At 65.6% G+C, this 21,738-nt stretch carries 22 protein-coding genes; 11 read left to right on the top strand and 11 right to left on the bottom strand.

Annotation, left to right across the window (positions count from 1 at the left end; translation table 11 throughout):
- The first annotated feature begins 223 nt into the window (after window positions 1–223).
- Window positions 224–1,387, top strand: a complete 1,164-nt coding sequence (locus R2N16_RS08230) for an alkane 1-monooxygenase (protein ID WP_316665144.1) — start codon at window positions 224–226, stop codon at window positions 1,385–1,387.
- 9 nt (window positions 1,388–1,396) lie between these two features.
- On the opposite strand, the gene R2N16_RS08225 is transcribed toward R2N16_RS08230, so the two are convergent.
- On the bottom strand, window positions 1,397–1,660 hold the full coding sequence (locus tag R2N16_RS08225) for a cupin domain-containing protein (protein WP_316665143.1): 264 nt from the start codon (window positions 1,658–1,660) through the stop codon (window positions 1,397–1,399).
- 173 nt (window positions 1,661–1,833) lie between these two features.
- Here R2N16_RS08225 and R2N16_RS08220 point away from each other — a divergent pair, with 173 nt between their 5' ends.
- From R2N16_RS08220 to R2N16_RS08210, 3 genes are all read left to right on the top strand, one after another.
- On the top strand, window positions 1,834–2,730 hold the full coding sequence (locus R2N16_RS08220; protein WP_316665408.1) for an AraC family transcriptional regulator: 897 nt from the start codon (window positions 1,834–1,836) through the stop codon (window positions 2,728–2,730).
- 95 nt (window positions 2,731–2,825) lie between these two features.
- Complete coding sequence (locus R2N16_RS08215; protein ID WP_316665142.1) at window positions 2,826–3,716, top strand: NmrA family NAD(P)-binding protein; 891 nt, start codon at window positions 2,826–2,828, stop codon at window positions 3,714–3,716.
- A gap of 105 nt (window positions 3,717–3,821) precedes the next feature.
- Complete coding sequence (locus R2N16_RS08210) at window positions 3,822–4,343, top strand: BON domain-containing protein (protein ID WP_316665141.1); 522 nt, start codon at window positions 3,822–3,824, stop codon at window positions 4,341–4,343.
- 25 nt (window positions 4,344–4,368) lie between these two features.
- Here R2N16_RS08210 and R2N16_RS08205 read toward each other — a convergent pair whose 3' ends face one another.
- Together R2N16_RS08205 and R2N16_RS08200 are read right to left on the bottom strand one after the other, a co-directional pair.
- Complete coding sequence (locus tag R2N16_RS08205) at window positions 4,369–4,848, bottom strand: YbhB/YbcL family Raf kinase inhibitor-like protein (protein WP_316665140.1); 480 nt, start codon at window positions 4,846–4,848, stop codon at window positions 4,369–4,371.
- A 230-nt stretch (window positions 4,849–5,078) separates the two neighbouring features.
- Window positions 5,079–5,441, bottom strand: coding sequence for a DUF1304 domain-containing protein (locus R2N16_RS08200; RefSeq protein ID WP_316665139.1), 363 nt, complete (start codon window positions 5,439–5,441; stop codon window positions 5,079–5,081).
- 184 nt (window positions 5,442–5,625) lie between these two features.
- Between R2N16_RS08200 and R2N16_RS08195 the strand changes: the two genes are divergently transcribed.
- Window positions 5,626–6,342, top strand: coding sequence for a dienelactone hydrolase family protein (locus R2N16_RS08195; protein ID WP_316665137.1), 717 nt, complete (start codon window positions 5,626–5,628; stop codon window positions 6,340–6,342).
- Window positions 6,343–6,421: 79 nt separating this feature from the next.
- On the opposite strand, the gene R2N16_RS08190 is transcribed toward R2N16_RS08195, so the two are convergent.
- Together R2N16_RS08190 and R2N16_RS08185 are read right to left on the bottom strand one after the other, a co-directional pair.
- Entirely contained in the window at window positions 6,422–8,044 is a 1,623-nt protein-coding gene (locus tag R2N16_RS08190) for an NAD(P)-binding protein (protein ID WP_316665136.1), read from the bottom strand.
- Window positions 8,044–9,621 (bottom strand): polyamine aminopropyltransferase, encoded by a 1,578-nt coding sequence (locus R2N16_RS08185; RefSeq protein ID WP_316665135.1) that lies wholly within the window; start codon window positions 9,619–9,621, stop codon window positions 8,044–8,046. Before R2N16_RS08185 ends, R2N16_RS08190 begins: the two co-directional genes overlap by 1 nt.
- Window positions 9,622–9,798: 177 nt before the next feature.
- On the opposite strand from R2N16_RS08185, the gene R2N16_RS08180 reads away from it, so the two are divergent.
- From R2N16_RS08180 to speD, 5 genes are all read left to right on the top strand, one after another.
- Window positions 9,799–10,197, top strand: coding sequence for a DUF350 domain-containing protein (locus tag R2N16_RS08180; RefSeq protein WP_316665134.1), 399 nt, complete (start codon window positions 9,799–9,801; stop codon window positions 10,195–10,197).
- 49 nt (window positions 10,198–10,246) lie between these two features.
- Window positions 10,247–11,296 (top strand): SPFH domain-containing protein, encoded by a 1,050-nt coding sequence (locus R2N16_RS08175; protein WP_252694353.1) that lies wholly within the window; start codon window positions 10,247–10,249, stop codon window positions 11,294–11,296.
- Between the two features lie 76 nt (window positions 11,297–11,372).
- A complete protein-coding gene (locus R2N16_RS08170) occupies window positions 11,373–12,821 on the top strand; it encodes a DUF4178 domain-containing protein (protein ID WP_316665133.1) in 1,449 nt (482 codons plus the stop codon).
- Window positions 12,818–13,003 carry a hypothetical protein gene (locus R2N16_RS08165; RefSeq protein WP_316665132.1) on the top strand — a complete coding sequence of 62 codons (186 nt, stop codon included), beginning with the start codon at window positions 12,818–12,820 and terminating at the stop codon, window positions 13,001–13,003. Before R2N16_RS08170 ends, R2N16_RS08165 begins: the two co-directional genes overlap by 4 nt.
- Window positions 13,000–13,422 (top strand): adenosylmethionine decarboxylase, encoded by a 423-nt coding sequence (speD, locus tag R2N16_RS08160; protein ID WP_316665131.1) that lies wholly within the window; start codon window positions 13,000–13,002, stop codon window positions 13,420–13,422. The genes R2N16_RS08165 and speD overlap by 4 nt, the downstream gene beginning before the upstream one ends.
- Before the next feature lies 1 nt (window position 13,423).
- On the opposite strand, the gene R2N16_RS08155 is transcribed toward speD, so the two are convergent.
- Complete coding sequence (locus tag R2N16_RS08155; protein ID WP_316665130.1) at window positions 13,424–14,470, bottom strand: sensor domain-containing diguanylate cyclase; 1,047 nt, start codon at window positions 14,468–14,470, stop codon at window positions 13,424–13,426.
- Between the two features lie 94 nt (window positions 14,471–14,564).
- Entirely contained in the window at window positions 14,565–15,950 is a 1,386-nt protein-coding gene (gene fumC / locus R2N16_RS08150; protein ID WP_316665129.1) for a class II fumarate hydratase, read from the bottom strand.
- Between the two features lie 178 nt (window positions 15,951–16,128).
- On the opposite strand from fumC, the gene mdtD reads away from it, so the two are divergent.
- A complete protein-coding gene (gene mdtD / locus R2N16_RS08145) occupies window positions 16,129–17,559 on the top strand; it encodes a multidrug transporter subunit MdtD (protein ID WP_316665128.1) in 1,431 nt (476 codons plus the stop codon).
- Between the two features lie 27 nt (window positions 17,560–17,586).
- Here mdtD and R2N16_RS08140 read toward each other — a convergent pair whose 3' ends face one another.
- The 4 genes from R2N16_RS08140 to R2N16_RS08125 all read right to left on the bottom strand — a co-directional run bounded on the left by R2N16_RS08140 (window position 17,587) and on the right by R2N16_RS08125 (window position 21,649).
- Complete coding sequence (locus tag R2N16_RS08140; RefSeq protein ID WP_316665127.1) at window positions 17,587–19,737, bottom strand: ATP-dependent helicase; 2,151 nt, start codon at window positions 19,735–19,737, stop codon at window positions 17,587–17,589.
- An 86-nt stretch (window positions 19,738–19,823) separates the two neighbouring features.
- Window positions 19,824–20,132: a hypothetical protein gene (locus R2N16_RS08135; RefSeq protein ID WP_316665126.1), complete on the bottom strand. Its 309-nt coding sequence runs from the start codon at window positions 20,130–20,132 to the stop codon at window positions 19,824–19,826.
- Window positions 20,133–20,285: 153 nt separating this feature from the next.
- On the bottom strand, window positions 20,286–20,618 hold the full coding sequence (locus tag R2N16_RS08130) for a YnfA family protein (protein WP_316665125.1): 333 nt from the start codon (window positions 20,616–20,618) through the stop codon (window positions 20,286–20,288).
- 17 nt (window positions 20,619–20,635) lie between these two features.
- Window positions 20,636–21,649: a TraB/GumN family protein gene (locus R2N16_RS08125; protein ID WP_316665124.1), complete on the bottom strand. Its 1,014-nt coding sequence runs from the start codon at window positions 21,647–21,649 to the stop codon at window positions 20,636–20,638.
- Window positions 21,650–21,738: the final 89 nt, after the last annotated feature.

Genomic DNA, 21,738 nt, shown 5'->3' with positions numbered 1-21,738 from the left:
AATCGAACGACCGTTTTTAAATCGTCCGTTTCAATCACCTGCTTTTTTCCCGCCACCAGAGGGCTACCCAGCGGCCGCTTTGTTTGGAGTTTCGCCCCTAGTTTCTGGCGTTGGTCTCTCCTCCTGCTGCGCCTATAACGCAAGTGTCGGGCACGACCCCGGCGGCGCACGCATGTGCGCATACAAGCCAAGCCACCCAGCGGGGCAAAACAGGAGGAAGACAATGGCAACACCCGGCATGGTCGCGTCCGTGGAATGGACCGACGGCAAGCGCTATCTCTGGATGCTCGGCGCGCTGACCATCACGCTGCCCATCATCGCGGCCGTTTCGGCGCTTGCGACCGGCTGGCATCCGCTCTGGTGGGCGGGGCCGTTCATCGTGTTTACGATCATCCCGCTGCTCGATTTGCTGATCGGTGACGACCGCGACAATCCCCCCGAAGAAGTCGTTCCCACGCTGGAAAAACAGCGCTACTACCGCCGCATCGTCTATCTGGCGACCACCGTGCTCTACGTGAGCTTTGCGGTGGCGATGTGGGTGCTGCGCACGTATGACCTTGCCTGGTACGACTACATTGCGTTCGCGTTTTCGGTGGGCGTGGTGACAGGCATCTCGATCAATACCGCGCACGAGCTAGGGCACAAGACCGACGGCTTCGAGCGCTGGCTGGCCAAGATCACGCTTGCGCCCGTGGCTTACGGCCACTTCTTTGTGGAGCACAACCGCGGCCACCATGTGCGTGTGGCCACGCCGGCCGACCCAGCAAGCGCGCGTTATGGCGAGTCGTTCTGGCAGTTCCTGCCGCGAACGGTGGTGGGTAGCGTCAAATCGGCCTGGGCATTGGAGAAGCGTCGGCTGGAGCAACATGGCCACTCGGTCTGGTCCTGGCGCAACGACGTGCTCAACGCCTGGGCGATGACGGTGGTGCTGTGGGGCGTGTGTATCGCGTTTGTTGGGGTCAAGGCGGTGCCGTTCCTGATCATCCAGGCTGTCTACGGCGCGTCGTTGCTGGAGGTGGTGAACTACCTGGAGCACTACGGCCTGTGCCGCCAGCAATTGCCCAGCGGCCGCTACGAGCGTTGCACGCCGCAGCATTCGTGGAACAGCAACCACGTGGTGACCAACCTGTTCCTGTATCAACTGCAGCGTCATGCCGACCACCACGCCAACCCGACGCGCTCATTCCAGGCGCTGCGGCATTTCGAGCATTCGCCGCAACTGCCCGCCGGTTATGCCGCGATGATCCTGATTGCCTATGTGCCGCCGCTGTGGTTCCGCGTGATGAACCCGCGCGTGGTGGCGCACTACAACGGCAACATGTCGCTGGCGAATATCAAGCCGTCGATCCGTGACAAGGTGCTCGCGCAGTATCCGGCGCGCGCCTGACCTGCCGGGCTAGCGCCGGGCGACCAGGTATTGCACACCTTGCGGGCCGTAGCGCTCGGTGTGCGGTGCATTGGCCGCCAGATGGAACGTGTCGCCGGGCCGGTAGACACGTTCGACACCACCCGCGCGGATATGAATTTCCCCTGCCAGGATGAGCGCTTTCGCCTCGAACGGGTGGGTGTGCGTGTCCAGCTCGCCGGCCTCCCGCGTGACGATGACAAACTCGGTAAAGCCCGCCGCTTTCAGCGCACTGACAAATGCATCGCGGTCCATGGCGGGTCTCCTTGTTGTCTGTGTCACCGCTTTACCTTAAACGCTTGGCGCGGGAATAAAGGGACGCCCGCATCCGGCTATCGACGCATTGAATCCCATTGACCCTCGCCACGGCAAAGCGGGGACGCAGCGTTGGTAGCAGAATGTCGAAGCGAAGACTGCCCACGCCCGCCATGAACGCCGCCATTCCCGCCGCTCTGCTTGAACCCGCTCCCGTCAGCCTGCGCTCCAGCGAAGGGCTCGGCTGGGACGGCTTTGCCGCCACGCTGCTCGGTATCCGCCCCGGCACGTACCGGGTGCCCGCCATGGCGCAGCATCGCGTCAACGTGCACGTCGGCGCGCCGGTGCGGGCGAACTGCGTATGCGACGGCCGCCGTTATTCGCGCATCCAGGCGCACGGCGATGCGGACGTGATTCCTGCCGGCCTGCCCGGCATGTGGACGGACGATGCCGACTGCCGGATTCTGCGGATCGCCATCACCGACACCTTTGTACGCAGCATCGGCGAGCAACTGGGCGCACCGGCAGATATCACGCCGCGTCTGCAATGGCGCGACGCGCGCGTGCACCATCTTGCCGCGGCGTTGGGGGCCGAACTGGAGGCGCAAGACACCTCCGATGTGTTGTATGCGGAAAGCCTGTGCACCGCACTGGTCGTCCGTCTGCTGAACAGCAGCCGGGATGTGGCCGCCGGGGTGGCCAACAACGCTCGCAGGCTGCCACCCCGCGTGGCTGCACGCGTGATCGACTACATCGAAGCCCATCTGCACCAGCGTCTGACGCTGGCCGAGCTGGCCGCGCAGGCTGGTTTGAGCGTGCCGCATTTCAACGTGCTGTTTCGTGCAACGCTGGGCGTACCGGTGCATCGCTACGTTGTGCGGCGCCGTGTGGACCGCGCGAAAGCGCTGCTGCTCGAAGGCCGGCGCAGCGCGTCACAGATCGCGCTCGAGGTCGGCTTCGCGCACCAGAGCCATATGACGCAGTGGATGCAACGGCTGCTCGGCGCGACCCCGCGTGACGTCGTTCGCGCGGGCAAGGCTGCGGCCGCTTCTGCGGACACGGCCGCGTAATCAATCCTCCGAACCTGCCAGATTCCTCCATTCCTGCAAGCCTGGTTTGCGGGGCCGCCCTAAGCTCGTGCCTCCCACTTGAGAGGAGCGCGAACATGTTTGTCATCTTTGGGGCATCGGGCAAGGTCGGGCACGCCACCGCCACGGCGTTGCGCAACGCGGGCCGGCCCGTACGCGGGGTGGTGCGCCACGCCCGGCAAGGCGAGGCGTTGGTCAACATCGGCTGCGACATTGCGATTGCCGACCTGACCGATCCGGCCTCGGTCGCTTCGGCCATCAAGGGCGCCACGGCTGTGCAGATCCTGTGTCCGGTGCCCGTGGGTGATGCGGATCCGGCATCGACCATGGAACGCATGATCGACGTGGCCGCCGATGCGCTGCGGGCCAACCCGCCACCTGCGGTACTGGCCTTGTCGGATTACGGTGCCGAACTGGAGCGTGGCACCGGTCTGACACGGTTGTTCCATCTGCTGGAAGCGCGGCTCAAGCCGCTGGCGACGCACCTGACGCTGCTGCGTTCAGCAGAGCACGCACAGAACTGGGCGGCGATGCTGCCCGTCATGCTGGCGACGGGGCGGCTGCCGAGCCTCCACCATCCACTGGATCGCGCCTTTGCGACCGTCGCCACGCAAGACGTTGGCGCGCTGGCCGCCGCGCTGCTGCTGGAAGAGCCATCGGGCAAGACGCCGCGCATCGTCAGCGTGGAAGGCCCGCGCCGTGTGAGCCTGATCGACGTCGCACGCGCATTCAGCGCTGCCGTCGGCCGCGAGATTGTTGCCGATGCCGTGCCGCGCACCGCCTGGGCGCCCATGCTGCAACGCGCGGGCCTGAGTGCGAACCACGTGCAGCTCATTACCGAACTCTATGACGCGGTCAACGCCGGGCAGATCGACATAGAGAAGGGGGTGTCGGAGCAGCGTTTCGGCAAAACCGAGCTGCACGACGTGTTGGCCTCGATGCTCGCTGCGCATGTGAAGTCGCGGTAGTGGAGGGGTGGCGTTGTCGGGGCGTCTGGTTGGCGCGGCACTTTGCGCTTATCCTTCGCAGCATTGCCCCAGCCGACGCCCCGTGCGGGCGAGGAGGCCACCGTGATGAATGCCCCACGCTGTCTTGTCCTGGCGCTGCTGCTGGCCGCGCCGGCCCTGCACGCTGAAGACGACCTGCAGAACCGCGGCCACGACCCGTTCTTCCAGATCTCGTCGGGTGTGGCCAACTGCCCTGAACCCGCCGGCCCGCGCATCAGCGAAGCCGAGTGGAAGCGCGATTCGCACCACCGCATCGAGCACGGCAACCATTGCTGGGTCGAGGGTCGGTGCCGCCTGCCCAACGCGTTTTCTTACGACGATGAGATTGCCGAGACGGCGAAGCGGCGCCTGCAATGGATGTCCATCCACGTGCCTGGATGGAAGCAGAACACCACGCTGTGGGTGACGATATGGCAGCGATGGATGCTTGTGCAGGGCTGCGTGGCACCGGGCTACGCGCTGGCGCCGTTCATGACCGCGCTGCACGACGTGCCCGATGTGGAGCGCTTCATCAACGAGACGACGGCGCACCCCGAGCGCGGCGTGCCGTATCCGCTCTTTCGCAAAGGCGCGGTCGCCAAGCCTTGAGAGCCAAGTTGCCCGACGTACCGGCTCAGGGGGTGTGCTTCTGATAGGTGCCGACAAGCTCGGCTTCAGCCAGCACGTGGCCACGCATGGCGCGCGCCAGTTCGGCCTTGGTCGGGGCGCCAAGCTCCGGCAGTTCCACGTTCAGCGCGTAGAGCTTGTGGTAGTAGCGATGGCGCCCGATGGGCGGGCAGGGGCCGCCGTACGCGGTGCGCTGCCAGTCGTTGTTGCCGGGGCGTGCGCCGGGTGGCAGCCCCTTGCGTGCAGCGTCTTCCGCCAGGGAAGTGGTGCCGGGCGGGATGTTGTAGACCACCCAGTGGACCCACGTCATCTTTGGCGCGGCGGGGTCGGGTGCGTCGGGGTCATCGACGATCAGTGCCAGGCTGCGTGTGCCGGCTGGCGCGCCGGTCCACACGAGCGGTGGCGATGTATCCGCGCCTTCACATGTGAGGCGGCTGGGGATTTCGCCGCCGGCTGCAAAGGCCGGAGAAGTCAGGGTGAGCGTCATGGTGTTCCTCACTTGAGCGGAGACGGGAGGGCCACACAGCAGGGTTGCCAGCAGTGACGCCCGGCTCAGCATTCGGAGCGTTCGGCGGTCGGCAGGCGGCATGTGTGAAGTCCCGTTGGCGAGGGCGCATCCCGTCGAACGCGCCCCCTGACCCCTTTCAAGCTAGTGCGCGCCGGCGGAGCAGACAAGCTTCGCCTCCATCGCCTCCGTCGCCCCAGCGCGCATTGCCCTCAGGCGAACCACCCCAGCGCCAGCGCCGCCACAGCCGGCACCGTCTGCACGAAGAGAATCCGCTTGTTGACCGTGATGGCCCCCCAGATGCCGGCCACCGCCACGCAGATCAGCCCGAACAGCGCAAACGCGGCGTTGATGGCCGGGTCCGGCGCGATCAGCCCAATGACCAGCGCCGCCACCAGAAAACCGTTGTACAGGCCCTGGTTGGACGCCATGGCTGCGGTTTCGGCGGCTTTCTCCGGCGTGATGCGGAATACCTTGGGGCCGCGCGTCTTCCATAGGGCCATTTCCAGCACAACGATGTAGACGTGGATCAGCAGCACCAGCAGGTAGGCGATGAGGCCGAGGGTTTTGATCATGGGTGGCAATCCGGATGTGAACGTGCCGCCATGATAGAGACTTTGTGCTGCGTATCGGCATCCTGATGGAGGGGTATCGGCAGGGCAGAGGCGCACGCAGCCCGTTCCCGCTGACGGACCGCCTGCAAATTTCATCGGGCGGGACTATCCTGTGCGTTTTCGTTCCAGGCAGAGGAGCCATCGCATGACTGCATCGCAAGGATCCATGATCTCGTTCAAGCGCCCAGACGGGCAGGACGTCCAGGGCTATTTGGCCAAGCCCGCTAAGGCGGAAGGCGCCCCCGGCATCGTCGTCATCCAGGAGTGGTGGGGCTTGAACGACCAGATTCGCGGCGTGGCAGACCGCCTCGCACGCGCGGGCTACTTGGCCCTGGTGCCCGATCTTTACCGCGGCAAGATGACGGTAGAAGAGGAGGAGGCCCACCACCTGATGACCAACCTCAATTTTGGCGATGCGGCCACGCAAGACGTGCGCGGCGCAGTCCAATACCTCAAGCAGACCTGCGACCGCGTGGGCGTGACGGGCTATTGCATGGGCGGCGCGCTGACACTGCTGACGCTGTGCAACGTGCCGGAAGCAGATGCCGGCGTGGTGTGGTACGGCTACCCTCCGCTGGAATACATCGACGCTTCGAAGATCAAGGTGCCGGTGCAGGGTCACTGGGGCACGCAAGACAACGCCTTCAAGATCGAGGGCGTTGATGCGCTGGAAAAGAAGCTGGTCGATGCCGGCGTTGATGTGGACTTCCACCGCTATCTCGCGCACCACGCTTTCGCCAATGAAACGGCCGTGGGCGAGAACCGCATCGCCATCACGCAGTACGACCCGGTGTGGGCCGAACATGCGTGGGACCGCGCGCTGACGTTCTTCGGCCGCACGCTCTGGTCGCGTCAGGCGTAAGCGCGGCTCGGAGTGCCAATACCGCTGATGGCCGAGGTTGAGCGGCCGCACTGAAAGCCACAGCGGTGGCGCCAGGAAATCAGCCGCCCAAAATGCGTCGCGCCGCGCGATCACCCCACCACGCGGCCTCCTCGAAGACCGAGTAGCCGGACAGGTCCGCATGTGCGTAGTGGATCGGCCCGGCGCTTTCCCGTAGGCGCGCAATGCCCGGCCGAGAGAGAAAGCCCGGGGCGGGAATCGCCATCGCGTGGCCACGTAGCGTCAGGTCTACGCGCCGGATCTGCGTGCGCAGGCGGATGCCGTACACCGTATCCAGATCGGTCAGCGCGCGATCAAGCAGCGCCTGCGGCGGGGCCTTCAGCAGCCATTCGCGCGCCGCCTTGGGCGTCATGTCGGACAGCGCCACGTAGGCCGTGAACACGCTCTGCGCGGGCGGCCCGACGCGGATGTCCTGGTGATTGGCCACCACGTACCCGAGGCCGGCGCCGCGATAGACCACGTTGTCCCACGCCAGCGGCGTGTCGTCGTGTTCGGGCGGAAACCCTTCGATCAGGAGGTTGGCGAGTAGCCAAGGCGCGGTTTCGGGCAACTCGGCGGCGGCCACGTCAAAGCTGTCGACGACGTGCTTGGCAACGTGCAGCGGCATCGCGCTGACCACGTGATCGGCCAGCAGTCGCACCACGCGGCCATCCGCTTGCAGTACATCGGCGAAGACGCGTGCGCCGCCTTCGGTTGTTGCGCCGATGCGCGCGGCGCTGCCCGGTAGCAAGCGGCCTGCTTCGCTCAATCCGGCAGCTTCGAACAGCCGCTCGGCCATCCAGTCCAACCCCTCTGGCCACGTGAGCACGGTGCCCTGCTCGGCGTTGCGCGCCATGCCGCCACGGCTGGCGAAGTAGGCAATGCCGGCCCAGGCGGAAACATGATCGGCGGTGGCGCCGTAATCGTCGCGGCAGCAGTAGTCGGCATACCAGTGCAGCGTGGCGGCGTGGTAGCCCTCGCGGTGCAGCCAGTCGCGGAAGGTGAGGGTGTCGAGCGCGCGCCATGCCGGGTCTGCGGACGAGAGCGCTGTCGGCACGACAAAGATGCGCCGGTCATCGGCGCCCCTGGTTTGGCGCAGGCTGTCGATGTGGGCGAAGAAGCGGATGTGTTCGGCCCGCTCTTCAGGCGTGATGCCCTCGTGCGGCACGAAGCCGTCTTGCCAGCGATTGCCGAGCCACAGGCGCTCATCGGGCGCGTGAACGAGCACGCGTTCGTCATATGTCGGGCGCAGCGCAAACGGGTCGCGCTCGATCACGCCAAAGTCGGCCAGCATCTCACGCACGTGCGTCGATTCCATCGACGGCAGCGGCAGGTAATGCGCACCCGTCGGGAAGCGTTGCGTACCGAAGGCGCCGCCAGCAGCATTGCCATAACGTTCCGGGCCTTCCACGACCACCACGTCGCGCCGGCCGGCTTTTGCCAGCCGCCACGCGCAGCTCAATCCGCTGATGCCGCTGCCGCAGATGGCGACGCCCACGCGCCGCGTTTCTGATGGCGCGGGCAGCGCGCGCAGATCGCGCAGTTGGTGGCCCGCAGCCTGGCCGGGCATGCGCACGTTGGGCGTGATTTCCGTCAAGGCCCGAAAGCCTGCCCACGAAGCGGCACCCGCAGCGGCCACACCGGCCGCAGCTGCGCCCACGAGAAAGCTGCGTCGTGTCGTCATCAGCGCAGCACACCGTGCCAGTCTTCTTCAAAGTACCGCACGAGCGACTGGTTGTTCAGCCGGTTGGGCTCGACCTGTGGGCGCGGCATGTCGGGCGCGAAGCTGAACATCTGGTGCGTGGTGTCGGCATCGAGAAAGCGGGTCGGCACGCGGTACGACATGGGCGGCTGGAAGTCCGCCCGGCCTGGCGCGGCCAGGATAAAGCCCCATTCGCCAAACGACGGCACCAGCGCGTGATACGGCCACGTGCGATAGCCGGCTTCTTTCAGGGTCGCATCCACGCACCAGTAAGAGCGAGGCGCGAAATAGGGCGACGTGGCCTGGATGACCACGAGCCCGGTGTCCGCCACATGGCGCGACAGCAGCCGATAGAACGGCACCGAATACAGTTTGCCGATGCTGAAGTTGGACGGGTCCGGAAAATCCACGATGGCCACGTCGAACATGTCGGTGGCGGTCTGCATCCATTGCGCTGCATCGGCGTTCACCACTGTCACGCGCGGGTCGCTGAACGCATGCTGATTGAGCGCAACCAGTGCCTGCGCGTGCGAGAACAGGTCGGTCATGCGCGGGTCGAGATCGACCAGCGTAACGTGCTCGACCTGCGGGTATTTCAGGATCTGCCGCAGTGCGAGCCCGTCGCCGCCGCCCAGCACCAGCACGCGCCGGGCACCGCGCACCGATTCCAACGCGGGCAGTACCAGCGCTTCGTGATAGCGATATTCGTCGCGCGAGGAAAACTGCAGGTTACCGTTGATGTACAGGCGCAGATCGTCCTTCCAGCGCGTTACCACCAGCCGCTGGTACGGCGATGAAATCGCGTGGATGATCTCGTCGCCAAAGAGCGCGCGTTCCGACCAGTGCGTGAGCTTGTCCGACGCGCCAAAGCCCGCCAGCAATGCCGCCGCTACAGCGCCTGCGCGCCACGCCATCGCCGTGCGCATGCGGGCCGTAAGCGCCAGCTCGGTGCGAAAGTGCCACAGTGTCCAGACCGCAATGGCCGTATTGAACAGGCCGAACAGGAAGCCGGTGCGCACCAGCCCCAGGCGCGGTGCCAGCACCAGCGGAAACAGCAGCGACACCGCCAGCGCGCCAAGGTAATCGAACGTCAGCACGCGGCTGACGAGATCGGAGAACTTTGCCTGCCGCCGATGCAGCATGCGCATCACCAGCGGGATCTCCATGCCGACCAGTATGCCGATCACCGTCACCAGGGCATATAGCACCAGGCGGAACGGCGCCGATTCCAGCGCAAACAGCGCAAACAACGCTGCGGCAGACACGCCGCCAAACAGCCCCACCAGCAATTCCAGATCGACAAAGCGGGCAAGCAACGCGTCATCCGCCACGTAGCGCGAGAGCCACGAGCCGATGCCCATCGCAAAGAGATAGGCGCCGATGATGGAAGAGAACTGCAGGATGGAATCGCCCAGCAGGTACGAAGCCAATGCCCCGGCAATCAATTCGTAAGCGAGCCCGCACGAGGCGACCACGAAAACGGCGAGGACCAGCAAGGCATTGCCGTGGCCGGCAGGTCGCGTGGGTTCATCTGTGGCGTCAGGCTGCGGCGTCGACATGCTGCGAAGGTGGAAAATGAAGGGGTGTTAACAAACGGCGGGTGCCAAGGCGAGCGCGATTGTGCCGCCTTTTTTCCTTGCCTGCGAGCCGGCTGGTGCACGGCCGCATCGGGGGGTACGCAAGCGGCGCATCAGCCGCTATAGTGGCGCCACCTCTGTACTGCTCGGCCTCTTCCCATGCCCGACATGACCGCTTCCGTGATCGCCTACGCCTCGCACCTGCTGGCGGGTGCCGTGGTGTTTTCCGGCTTCTTCTTCGTCTACCTGCGCCTGACGCCGTATGACGAGTTCAAGCTGATCCGCGAAGGCAACATTGCGGCCTCGCTGTCGCTGGCCGGTGCGTTGCTCGGTTTCGTGCTGACCATTGCATCGAGCATCACGCATGCTGACGGTTTGGTGCCCTTCCTGTTCTGGGCGGTGATGGCATCGGTTGTGCAACTGCTTGTCTTCCTGGTGCTCACGCGGCTGATGCCGGACTACCGCCTGCAGATCGAGCACAACAACATCGCCGCCGGTATGCTGTTTGGCGTGAGCGCGCTGGCCGTAGGTGTGATCAACGCGGCTTGCCTGTCGTGACCTTGTCCTGATTGTTCCTGCCCCGCGAATCATCGCGAAGGAGTTTGCTGTGAGCCTGTCCAGTTTCATCAAGAAGCAGTTCATCGACATCCTGCAGTGGACGGAGAGCGAAGACGGCGTGCTCGCCTGGCGCTATCCGATGCAGGACATGGAAATCCAGAACGGCGGCACCCTGGTCGTGCGCGACTCGCAGATGGCGATGTTCGTCAACGAAGGCCAGATCGCCGATGTGTTCAGTGCCGGCACCTTCAAGCTGACCACGCAGACGCTGCCCGTTCTCACGTACCTGAAGAATTGGGACAAGCTGTTCGAGTCCCCCTTCAAGTCCGACGTCTACTACTTCAGCACGCGCCAGCAGCTCGGCCGCCGCTGGGGCACGCCGCAGCCGGTGACCGTGCGCGACAAGGATTTCGGCATGGTTCGGCTGCGCGCCTTTGGCGTGTATGCCTACCACGTGGCCGATCCGAAGCTGTTCTACCAGCAGGTGAGCGGCACGCGCGACATCTACACCGTTGATGAAGTCGAGGCGCAACTGGGCCCCGTCATCATGGGCGCGATGGCGACGGCGTTTGGCGAGTCCGGCGTGCCGTTCCTGGACCTGGCCGCCAACCAGATGCTGATGTCGAACAAGGTGCGCGAGGCGTTGCTGCCGCAGTTCACGCAATACGGCCTGGCGCTCGACAGCTTCCAGGTTTCCAGTGTCACGCTGCCGGACGAGCTGCAGGCCGCGCTGGACCGCCGCATCAGCATGGACATGACCGGCGATATGCAGCGCTTCACGCAATACCAGACGGCGGAATCGCTGCCGCTGGCCGCACGCAACGAAGGTGGCATCGCCGGGACGGGCGCGGGTTTGGCGGCAGGGTTGGCGATGGGTCAGGCGATGGCCGACAGCCTGCGTACGGCTGTGCAAGGTAACGCGGGTGGTGCGGCCGCTCCTGCAGCGCAACCTGCTGCCGCGGCACCTGCCGCACCGGCGGCGGACGACCCCACCGCACGCCTGGCCAAGCTCAAGGAATTGCTCGACAAGGGCCTTATCACGCAAGCGGACTTTGATGCCGGCAAGGCTGCCGTGCTCAAGGCACTGACCGGAGGCTGAGCTTCGGCCCTGCTGATCGGATGACCGGGCGGCACCTCAAGCCGCCCGTTTTTCTGCCCAATCGAACGACCTGACCATGTTTCATGCCAACTGCCCGGCGTGTGGCGCGCCGGTGGAATTGAAGTCTGCCGCTGCCGTCATGACGGTGTGCAGCTTCTGCAAGAGCACGCTGCTGCGAGACGGCGAGACGCTTTCCGACATCGGCAAGATGTCCGCCGTGCTGGAGGACTACGCACGCGTGCAGATCGGCACCACCGGGCGCTACAAGAACAAGGCGTTCACCGTCGTCGGCCGCATCCAGTTGCGCTACGACGCGGGTTTCTGGAACGAGTGGTACGTGCTGTTTGATGACGGCACCGATGGCTGGCTGGCAGAAGCGTCCGGGCAAGTAACGATGACGTTCGCGCGCGGCACGCCGGCCAATGCGGTTGCATTCGAGGGGCTGCGCCCCGGCCAGCTTTACGACGCCGAGGGCAAGCAGTTCATGCTGTCCGACGTGCGTGAAGCCGATTGCACGGGCGGCCAGGGCGAATTGCCGTTCCGCGTGGGCGAAGGCTGGCATGCGCGCGTGGCCGACGGCCGCCGTGAAGACGCCTTCATCACGCTGGATTACTCCGATGGCACGGCGCCCACGCTCTACGTGGGCGAAGCCACCACGCTCGAAGCACTCAAGTGCCAGCTTCTGCGCACCGACGCAGAGATCAAGGAAACCGCCGGCCGCGTCCCGCGCAAGCTCACGAATCTCGATTGCCCGCAGTGCGGCACCTCGATTCCGTTCAGCCCCGGTGTGACCGGCCATGTGCTATGCCCCGGCTGCGGTGCGGCCATCGACGCGGCCACGCCGCGCGGCGACATCATCGCGCGCGCGCGGTCAGTGCCGCAGGTCGTCACCACGCTCGAGCTGGGCGACAAGGCGCTCATCGATGGCCTGCAGTGGCAGGTGATCGGGGTGATGCGCCGCACGGTGGTCGATGGCGGCGGTGAGTGGTTCGAATACCTGTTGTATACGCCCAAGCGCGGTTTCAGTTGGATGGTCGAAACCGATGACGGCTGGTTTCGCGCCAACGTGCTCGACCGTTGGCCCACCCAGAAGGACGGCCGCACCGCAGTGCTCGACGGCAAGACGTACGCCCGCGACGAGGACTACACCTCGCGCGTGACCTACGCCGCCGGCGCCTTCAACTGGCGCGTTCAAGCGGGTGACCAGACGCGTGTTGTGGAATACACGGCCGGCCAGGAAAGCCTGGCTGCGGAGAGCGACGCGCACGAGTTGACGTGGTCCAAAAGCACGCCGGTGAGCGCCGCGCAGATCAAGGCGTGGTTCGGCAAGGTGGTCGCCGAGCCGGCCAAGGCATCGTCGTCGAACTACATGACGGTGGCGGTGGTGGCCTGCGTGCTGCTCGGTCTGCTCAACCTCGTGCCGTTCTTCATGGCGCCGGGCTCGGTGTTTGGTATCACGTTTTTCGCGGCGATGCTGTTGCTGGTGCCTGCGTGGCTGGTCGCCAAGGTGGGGGGCGGGGAATGAAGAGCTGGTTCGTTCTCTATGCCGTGGCCGTGGTGATTGGCGCGACCTATATGGACTGGAAGGCGGGCTTTGCCGCGCCGCGCACGCCGTCGTACGGCAGCAGCACGGGCGGATCGTCTTACTGGGGCGGCTCGTCGGGCGGCAGCGGCTATGGCGGCGGCTTCAGCGGGGGCCACAAGTGACGCGCACCAACGCAGCGCTTTTTGCGGAGGAGGCCACCGCCGTGGGCGAACATCTTCTGCTCGATCTGTACGGCGTGGCGCCTGCGCTGCTGCGCGATGCGGCCGCACTGGAAACCGCGCTGCGCGATGCTGCAGCCGCGCTTGGCGCCACCATCCTGCATGCGCATCTACACCGTTTCGATTCCGTGCGCACGGGGTTGCCCGCCGACGGGCAGGGTGGCGTGACGGGTGTGCTGCTGCTCGCCGAATCGCACCTTTCCATTCACACCTGGCCCGAGCACGGGTTTGCCGCCATCGATGCGTTCATGTGCGGCACCGGCACGACGCATGCCGCGCGTGCAGTGTTCGAGCGCGCGTTGGCGCCGCAACGTGTTGATGAGCGCGTCGCCCGCCGCGGCGGCGGCCCTGTGCCGAGCTGATCTACACCGGCTGGCCGTCGAATATCACGCGATTGCGCCCCTGCCGTTTGGCCGCGAGCAGCGCGGCGTCGGCGCGCATGATGAGGTCTGTGGGCGTGCACAGGTTCAGCCCCGGCGCGCTGCTCGCCAGGCCCAGGCTGATGGTGCAGCGGATGCGGGCCTCCGGCGTGGCAATCTCCAAGGCTTCCACCGCGCTGCGCAGTCGTTCCGCAATGTGGGTGGCCCGCAGGGTGGCCGTATCGGGAAGCACCACCAGAAATTCCTCGCCGCCGTAGCGGCCCACCGCATCGATGGGGCGTGAATTCACCCGCAGCGTGCGTGCAATCTCAACCAATACCGCATCGCCCACGGGGTGGCCGTAGGTATCGTTCACACGCTTGAAGTGGTCAACGTCCACGACCAGCAGAGAGAGGGGGTGCCCGTACAACATCGCGTGGCCGCATTCGCGCGTGAGCAGTTCCATCGCGGCGCGCCGGTTCCAGATGCTCAGCATTGGGTCCGTCAGGCTCTCGTGGCGCGCGACCTGCAGCTCTGTCAGGATGGACCGCTGCGTTTCGCTCAGTTCGCGTTCGCGAAAACCCGATTCCACCCAACTGGCCAGGTCGTCGAGCAGCCGGCGCTCGGCCTGGTCAAACGCGCGCGGCTTCTGGTCGATCACGCAGAGCGTGCCGACGGCGTAGCCCGCGAGGTTCTTGACGGGCCGCCCGGCATAGAAGCGGATGTGCGGCGCACCGGTCACGAGCGGGTTGTCGGCAAAGCGCGGGTCGGCCATGGTGTCGGGAATGACCAGCATCTGCTCTTCGGCAACGGCATGGCCGCAGAACGAGATGTCGCGCGGGGTCTCGCGCACGCTGAGGCCGACACACGACTTGAACCACTGCCGCTGTGCGTCGATGAGCGACACCAACACGATAGGTGCGTCGAACACGCGCTTGGTGGTACGGGTCACGCGGTCAAACAGTTCCTCATCCGGTGTGGACAGCAACAGCATGTCCTGCAGGGAGGCCAGACGTTGTGCTTCGTTATTGGGAATCGGGGCTGGTTTCATGCGCAGGGGGCGCCAGTCGGACTGGCGCGCTTGAAACGGGCAATGGCAGAGGGATAGCCCACGCACGGCAAGCCGTGGGCCCGAGACGCAACACTTAGCGGCCGACCATGTTCTCCGGCCGCACCCACGCGTCAAACTGCTCCGGGGTGACATAGCCCAGTGCCAGGGCGGCCTCGCGCAGGCTCGTCCCCTCCTTGTGCGCCTTCTTGGCGATCTGCGCCGATTTGTCGTAGCCGATATGCGGGTTGAGAGCCGTCACCAGCATCAGCGAGCGTCGCACCAACTCGTCGATACGGTCGCGGTTCGGCTCGATGCCCACGGCGCAGTGGTCGTTAAAGCTGCGCATGCCATCGGCCAGCAGACGCACGCTGTGCAGGAAGTTGTAGGCGATCATGGGGCGGAACACGTTCAGCTCGAAGTTGCCGGACGCACCGCCCACGTTCACGGCAACGTCGTTGCCGAAGACCTGCGCGCACAGCATCGTCACGGCTTCGCTCTGCGTGGGGTTGACCTTGCCCGGCATGATGGACGAGCCCGGCTCGTTTTCGGGGATGGAGAGTTCTCCCAACCCGCTGCGGGGGCCGCTCGCCAGCCAACGGATGTCGTTGGCGATCTTGGTGAGGCTGGCGGCCAGCGTTTTCAGCGCACCGTGCGCATGCACGAGGCCATCGGCCGACGCCATGGTCTCGAACTTGTTCGGCGACGTGATGAAGGGCAGGCCAGTCAATTGCGCCAGCTCTGCGGCCACCTGCTCGGCGTAACCGTTCGGTGCGTTCAGGCCCGTGCCGACGGCCGTGCCGCCCAGCGCCAGTTCGCACAGGTGGGGCAGGGCGGCGTTCAGGTGCGTTTCGTTGTGCTGCAACTGGGCAACGTAGCCGGAGAACTCCTGGCCCAGCGTGAGCGGCGTCGCGTCCTGCAGATGCGTGCGGCCAATCTTGATGATGTCGTTGAAGTCTGTGGCTTTCTTGGCGAGCGTCTCGCGCAGCGTGCGCAGCGAGGGCAGCAGGTGTTGGGTGATGGCCGTCACGGCGGCCACATGCATCGCCGTCGGAAACACGTCGTTGGACGACTGGCTGCGGTTCACGTCGTCGTTCGGATGCACGAGGCGCGCTTCGCCGCGTTCGCCGCCGAGCAGCTCGCTGGCGCGGTTGGCGAGCACCTCGTTCATGTTCATGTTGGTCTGCGTGCCCGAGCCCGTTTGCCAGACCACCAGCGGGAATTCATTTGGATGCTGGCCGGCGATCACTTCATCGGCGGCGCTCACGATGGCATCGGCCTTGTCGGCGGGCAACAGCCCGAGGCGGTGGTTGACGGTGGCGCTGGCACGTTTGATGCGGGCGAGCGCGTCGATCAACTCGCGCGGCATGCGGTCGCCGGCGATGTCGAAGTTCTGCAGCGAGCGTTGCGTTTGTGCGCCCCACAAGCGGTCGGCAGGGACTTCAATGGGGCCAAAAGTGTCGCGTTCTGTACGAGTGGTCATGGCAGAAGGAAGGGCACGGGGTGACTGGGATAAACGCTCCAGTATAGGCAGAGCCCAGTGTCCTTGTCGGCGGTAGGGCGGATACGTCTGCTAAGCCGGTTACAGCGTTTGCGGGCTCAGGCGCGGCACGCCACAATGGCGGCTGCGTCGTACACCGCGCCGCTTCTGCCCGCGCCCTATGTCCACCACACGCTCCGCCTCCCTCGACACATCTCTGAAACCGCTGCTCTGGCTGGTGGCGATGGGTCTGTTCATGCAGACGCTCGATTCCACCATCGTCAACACGGCATTGCCGGCCATGGCGCGCAGCCTGTCGGAAAGCCCGCTGAAGATGCAGTCGGTCATCATCGCCTATACATTGACGACCGCCATGCTGATGCCCGCCTCGGGCTGGCTTGCCGATCGGTTCGGCACCCGGAAGATGTTTTTCGCCGCCATCTTCCTGTTCACCATGGGTTCATTGCTCTGCGCGGAGTCACGCAGCCTGGATATGCTGATTGCCTCGCGCGTGGTGCAGGGTGTGGGCGGCGCGCTGCTGATGCCCGTGGGGCGGCTGACGGTGCTGCGCGTGGTGCCGCGCGAGCAGTTCTTGCCGGCGATGAGTTTCGTCACCATCCCGGGGCTCATCGGCCCGTTGATCGGCCCGACGCTGGGTGGCTGGCTGGTGCAGGCGGTATCGTGGCACTGGATCTTCCTGATCAACATTCCCGTGGGCGTGATCGGCGCGCTGGTCACGCTCAAGGTGATGCCCGATGTGCACGCTGAAGACGACAGCCGCTTCGACTGGTCAGGCTATCTGATGCTGGCCTTCGGCATGGCGGCGGTGTCGTTCTCGCTCGACGGGCTGTCGGAACTGGGCTTCCAGCACGCGACGGTGCTGGTGCTGCTGATCTTTGGCTTGGCGGCACTCACCGCGTACTGGCTGCACGCGGGGCGCGTGGCCGGGCCCCTGTTTCCGCGCACGCTGTTCGGCATTCCGAGCTTTTCGATCGGTGTGCTCGGCAACCTGTTTGCGCGTATCGGCAGCGGTGGCATGCCGTTCCTCATTCCGCTGCTGCTGCAGGTGAGCCTGGGGTACACGCCGCTGCAGGCCGGGCTGATGATGGTGCCGGTGGCCGCAGCCGGCATGGCCGCCAAGCCATTGGGCACCTGGGCCATCAAGCGCTACGGCTATCGCCGCATGCTGTCTGCCAATACCGTGATGGTCGGGCTGATGATGGCCAGCTTTGCGGTGATGACGCCCGGCGTGCCGGTGTGGCTGCGCATCGTGCAATTGGCGCTCTTCGGCACCTTCAACTCGATGCAGTTCACGGCCATGAACACGCTCACGCTCAAGGACCTGACCGGACCGCTGGCCAGCGCGGGCAACAGCATGCTCTCGATGGTGATGATGCTGTCGATGAGCCTGGGTGTGGCCGCCGCGGGTGCGCTGCTGACGGGCTTTACCGACTTTACCGCCGGGCCGGAAGGGCGGGACACGCTGGCCGCGTTCCACAAGACCTTTGTCTGCGTGGGCGTCATGACCTGCGCGGCCGCGTGGATCTTCGCGCAGCTCTCGCGCTTCGAGTCAACGCAGGTCGTCAAGCGGCCCGAGATGGAAGTGCATTGACTGAGAGCTTCGGCTACAGGGGGAGAACTACTTTTTCCAGTAGCCGCGCATCTTCTTGCCCAGGTCTACCTTGGCTGCGGCACGCGCTTCTGCCGCGGGGTCCGCGCCGGGCTCGGGCGTCGGCCATGCGCACGCCTCGAACAGCGGTAGCAGCGCAGGCGGAATGAACCGCGTGCGTGACGCATAGATGTGCCGGTCGCCATGGGGTGTTTGCTGCGTGACGTAGAAGCGCTGAGGCACCAGGATGTCCAAGTGCTCGCGCGCACGCGTCATCGCCACATAGAGCAACCGGCGTTCTTCTTCCAGCTCTTCATGCGAACCCGCACCCAGATCGGCCGGCATGCAGCCGTCCACGGCGTTGAGCACATACACGGCTTTCCACTCCTGCCCTTTCGATGAATGGATGGTCGAGAGGATCAGGTAGTCCTCATCGCGGTACGGGTCGCCCGATTCATCGCTGGTCAGCTCGGGCGGGTCGAGCGTCATCTCGGTCAGGAAGCGCTCGCGCGTGGCGTATGTGGCGGCCATCCGGGCGAGCTGGTCCAGATCGCCCTGGCGCACGGCTGCGTCGTCGTGCAGGCGTTCCATGTGCGGCGTGTACCAGGCGCCCACGGCTTCGAGTTCGCTGGCCCATTCCAGGCTGTCTTTGGGCGTGCGCAGGGTGTGCATGAGCGCCATCAGCGTGGACCAGTCGCCGGCCAGGCGTGCCGGCGGCGCGTAGGCGAGCAGCGCGGCAACCGGGTCCACCGCCTCCGCCATGGCGTCGAGCACGCGTGCCGCCGTGGCCGGGCCCGCGCCCGGCAGCAACTGGATCACGCGAAACCCGGCGATGCGGTTGCGCGGGTTCTCGGCCCAGCGCAGCACCGAGAGCACATCCTTCACATGCGCGGCTTCAAGAAACTTGAGACCACCGTATTTCACGAACGGGATGTTGCGGCGCGTCAGTTCGATCTCCAGCGGCGCGCTGTGGCTCGCGGTGCGAAACAGGACCGCCTGCGATTTCAGCGTCAGCCCACCTTCCCGGTGATGCAGCACTTGCTCGGCCACGCAACGCGCCTGCTCGGCTTCATCGCGCACCGAAATCAAACGCGGGCGATGCGTCGATGCGCGGTCCGTCCACAACGTCTTGGCAAAGCGCTCCGTTGCAAAACGCATCACGCCGTTGGAGGCATCCAGAATCGGTTGCGTCGAACGGTAATTGCGCTCCAGCAGCACCGTGTGCGCGGGCCGCGAAAAGTGGCGCGGAAAGTCGAGGATGTTGCGCACCGTCGCCGCACGAAATGCGTAGATCGATTGCGCGTCGTCGCCGACCACCGTTACACCACGGCCGTCCGGGCGCAGCGCACGCAGGATGGACGATTGCAGCCGGTTCGTGTCCTGGTATTCGTCGACGAGGATGTGGTCGAAGCGCGCGCCGATTTCCGCGGCGAGTTCTGCGTCGGACACCATCGCGTGCCAGTAGAGCAGCAGGTCGTCGTAGTCGAGCACATGCTGCGCCTGCTTGGCTTCGACATACGCATCGAACAGCGTGCGCAACTGCGTTTCCCACATCGCGCACCACGGAAAGTGGTGCTTGAGCACGGCGTTCAGCGGGCTCTCGGCGTTGATGGCGCGCGAGTAGATTGCGATGCACGTCTGCTTGAGCGGGAAGCGGCGCTCCTTGGTCGACAGGTTCAGCTCGTGGCGCACGACGTTGAGCAGATCGGCGGAGTCGCTGCGGTCGTGGATGGTGAAATCGGGCGCGAGGCCGACGCGCTCGGCGTATTCACGCAGCAGGCGCGCGCCGATGCCGTGGAAGGTGCCGGCCCAGGGCAGGGTGGTCTTGTATGACGTGCCGGCAGCATTGAGGGCGCTGTTCGATCGCTCGCCCTGCATGGCCCGCGCCAGCAGGTGGCCGGCGCGGTTGGACAGCTCGCTTGCTGCCCGGCGGGAAAACGTCAACAGCAGGATGCGTTGCGGATCGGCCCCGTTGGCCACCAGATGCGCTACGCGCCAGCCCAAGGTGTGGGTCTTGCCGGACCCCGCGCCGGCCAGTACGAGGAGCGGGCCGGTTTGCGCCGCGTCTGCCCCGGAAATACCGAACTCGACCGCCTGGCGCTGCTGGTCGTTCAGTTGGGCCAGGTAACCGGGGGTGGCCGGGGCATTGGCGGTGTCTGGGGTGGGGGATGCGGCAAGCACGGCAGGATGTCACAGAAAATAACTGTATGAATATACAGCACTGTGTTGCCTGCCGGACGAAACCCAAGAGGCTTGGGTCTTGGGTGTCAGATGCCGTCCCGCAGCTTTCTTGCCAACGCGTGGGGAGGCGTACGCTGGTTCACCGCGTCGACGAGGTCCGCAAGGAACCATGGCAGGACGAGTTCCGTGCCCGGATCGCTCAGGCCGATCTGCAGCCTTTTCTGCGATGCCAGTTCCGTTTGCGGGTGCGGCTGTGCGGGCTGGCTTTGTGCCAGCATGGCCTGCAGGTCCTGCTCGGAAAACGTGTTGGAGGACGTCGTCAGGGCCGAAGCTGTCATGGCGGCAGACATGAGCGCCGCCGCGGCGAAGATGTGTTTGAGGGGCGTGGCAGGCATTGGAGCCTCCGGGGCAGAACGGGTTGGAGGGATGGATCGACCAGGCGCGGGCGTTGTCCGTAGTCGCCGGCAGCGATGATCCTCCATCGGAGTGCCGCCGTGCCTTACGGTTCCGTTGCGGTCAGCAAAGCGCAAAGAAGCGCGATCCGGCGATCAGGCCGCCTGCGGCTGCAGCGCAATCACGGCCATCCCCACCAGCGCGATGGCCGCACCGCCGACATCCCAGCGCGTGAGCGCCACGCCGTCGACAAAGCGCAGCCATACCAGCGCCACGGCGATGTACATGCCGCCGTATGCGGCATAGGTGCGGCCCGCGGCAGTCGGGTGCAGCGTCAGTAGCCACGCAAACAGTGCCAGCGATGCCGCCGCGGGCACCAACAGCCAGAGCGGCTTGCCCTGCCGCAACACGAGCCACGGCAGATAGCAGCCGACAATTTCGGCCACGGCGGTCAGCGCAAACAGGCTGGCAAGACGGACGAGATCCAAAAGCGCGGGCTCCAGTTTCAGTGCGAGGCCGGTACCACCGGCGTGACCGTAAACCCGCGCGCGGCCAGTAGCGCAGGGATGCCTTTCGGGCCAATCATGTGCAGCGCACCGACTGCACCGAAGACGCGCTGGCCGCTCGTGTGCACGCGTGCGATGTTCTGGGCCATCGCGAGGTTGCGGTTCGTCACCAGGCGCCTGAAGGCACGCTTGTCCGACGGCGTCTTCAGGCAATCGCACCACTGCGGGTAGCGCTCCAGCGTACCGAGGTCGCTTTCGGCCCAGGCGTTGGCGAGCGTCAACGTCTGCGTGCGCGCTTCGCCCGATTCGATCGCGTCGAGCACCGTATCGAACTGCTGAGCGACTTCGTTCTTCGGCACGATCTCGTTGAGCACGCGCACCTGCTGCGCCAGCGTTTCGAGCGGCACGATGGGCAGATGCTGGCTCTTGGCGTAGGTCGTGAGGAACAGGTCGATACCGAAATCCGGATACAGGCCATCGGTGCGCACACCCAGGACCGCGAGCGACGCCAGCTGCATGGTCGGCTGGAATTTGCGGATCTGCGTCAGCGCCGAATCCGGCAGGCACGCGGCGGCAAGCAACCTGTTGAAGCGTTCGCCGCGACGGCCGGCCATGAGGCGGCGGTCTTCAGCAGGGTTTTGCGCCGTCAGCGGCTTGCGGTCGGTGTCCTTGTCGAGCAGGTCGAGTTCAAGCGCAACGGCATCCACCTGCTGCAGCGCCTCGCGCACTGCAGGCCCGGGCAGCATCCAGTCGGCGCGCGCAACGTGGATCGTGCCGTAGAGCCATGACGTGTGCCCGTTCTTTTCGATGCGCCAGAGCAGGCCGTGATCGGTCGCGCGCTGGGCGGCAGCGGCCCAGCCGTCCTTTGGGATGAAACTGGAGGCCGGCGGTGGGCAGGTCGACGCTGCCGGGGCAGGCGCCGGTGGTGCCTCTTGCGCGGTCGCTGTTCCGCTGCCCGCCAGCAGGCAAAGCGTGATCGCGAGCGCGCGCCACGTGGTGCGATTACGTGCCATGAGCCGACTCCCCGTGTTTTGTGTGTGTGATGTGCAGTTTAGCGGGCGTGGGTCATTGCGTGCCTGGATACGCAGGCCGTTGCGCACCG

It is taken from the genome of Ralstonia psammae (assembly GCF_958405935.1).
Lineage (GTDB): Bacteria > Pseudomonadota > Gammaproteobacteria > Burkholderiales > Burkholderiaceae > Ralstonia > Ralstonia psammae.
Note: the sequence above shows the minus strand (reverse complement) of the source record. Positions and strands in the feature narration are given on the sequence as shown.

Bases quoted from the DNA above. Each gene is read 5' to 3' on its own strand.
- R2N16_RS08125 (WP_316665124.1), bottom strand. From the start codon at position 21,649: ATGGCACGTAATCGCACCACGTGGCGCGCGCTCGCGATCACGCTTTGC.
- R2N16_RS08135 (WP_316665126.1), bottom strand. From the start codon at position 20,132: ATGCCTGCCACGCCCCTCAAACACATCTTCGCCGCGGCGGCGCTCATG.
- R2N16_RS08190 (WP_316665136.1), bottom strand. From the start codon at position 8,044: ATGACGACACGACGCAGCTTTCTCGTGGGCGCAGCTGCGGCCGGTGTG.
- R2N16_RS08155 (WP_316665130.1), bottom strand. From the start codon at position 14,470: ATGAAACCAGCCCCGATTCCCAATAACGAAGCACAACGTCTGGCCTCC.
- mdtD (WP_316665128.1), top strand. From the start codon at position 16,129: ATGTCCACCACACGCTCCGCCTCCCTCGACACATCTCTGAAACCGCTG.
- R2N16_RS08205 (WP_316665140.1), bottom strand. From the start codon at position 4,848: ATGACGCTCACCCTGACTTCTCCGGCCTTTGCAGCCGGCGGCGAAATC.
- R2N16_RS08185 (WP_316665135.1), bottom strand. From the start codon at position 9,621: ATGTCGACGCCGCAGCCTGACGCCACAGATGAACCCACGCGACCTGCC.
- R2N16_RS08200 (WP_316665139.1), bottom strand. From the start codon at position 5,441: ATGATCAAAACCCTCGGCCTCATCGCCTACCTGCTGGTGCTGCTGATC.
- fumC (WP_316665129.1), bottom strand. From the start codon at position 15,950: ATGACCACTCGTACAGAACGCGACACTTTTGGCCCCATTGAAGTCCCT.
- R2N16_RS08195 (WP_316665137.1), top strand. From the start codon at position 5,626: ATGACTGCATCGCAAGGATCCATGATCTCGTTCAAGCGCCCAGACGGG.
- R2N16_RS08225 (WP_316665143.1), bottom strand. From the start codon at position 1,660: ATGGACCGCGATGCATTTGTCAGTGCGCTGAAAGCGGCGGGCTTTACC.
- R2N16_RS08220 (WP_316665408.1), top strand. From the start codon at position 1,834: ATGAACGCCGCCATTCCCGCCGCTCTGCTTGAACCCGCTCCCGTCAGC.
- R2N16_RS08170 (WP_316665133.1), top strand. From the start codon at position 11,373: ATGTTTCATGCCAACTGCCCGGCGTGTGGCGCGCCGGTGGAATTGAAG.
- R2N16_RS08230 (WP_316665144.1), top strand. From the start codon at position 224: ATGGCAACACCCGGCATGGTCGCGTCCGTGGAATGGACCGACGGCAAG.
- R2N16_RS08210 (WP_316665141.1), top strand. From the start codon at position 3,822: ATGAATGCCCCACGCTGTCTTGTCCTGGCGCTGCTGCTGGCCGCGCCG.
- R2N16_RS08215 (WP_316665142.1), top strand. From the start codon at position 2,826: ATGTTTGTCATCTTTGGGGCATCGGGCAAGGTCGGGCACGCCACCGCC.
- R2N16_RS08180 (WP_316665134.1), top strand. From the start codon at position 9,799: ATGCCCGACATGACCGCTTCCGTGATCGCCTACGCCTCGCACCTGCTG.
- R2N16_RS08165 (WP_316665132.1), top strand. From the start codon at position 12,818: ATGAAGAGCTGGTTCGTTCTCTATGCCGTGGCCGTGGTGATTGGCGCG.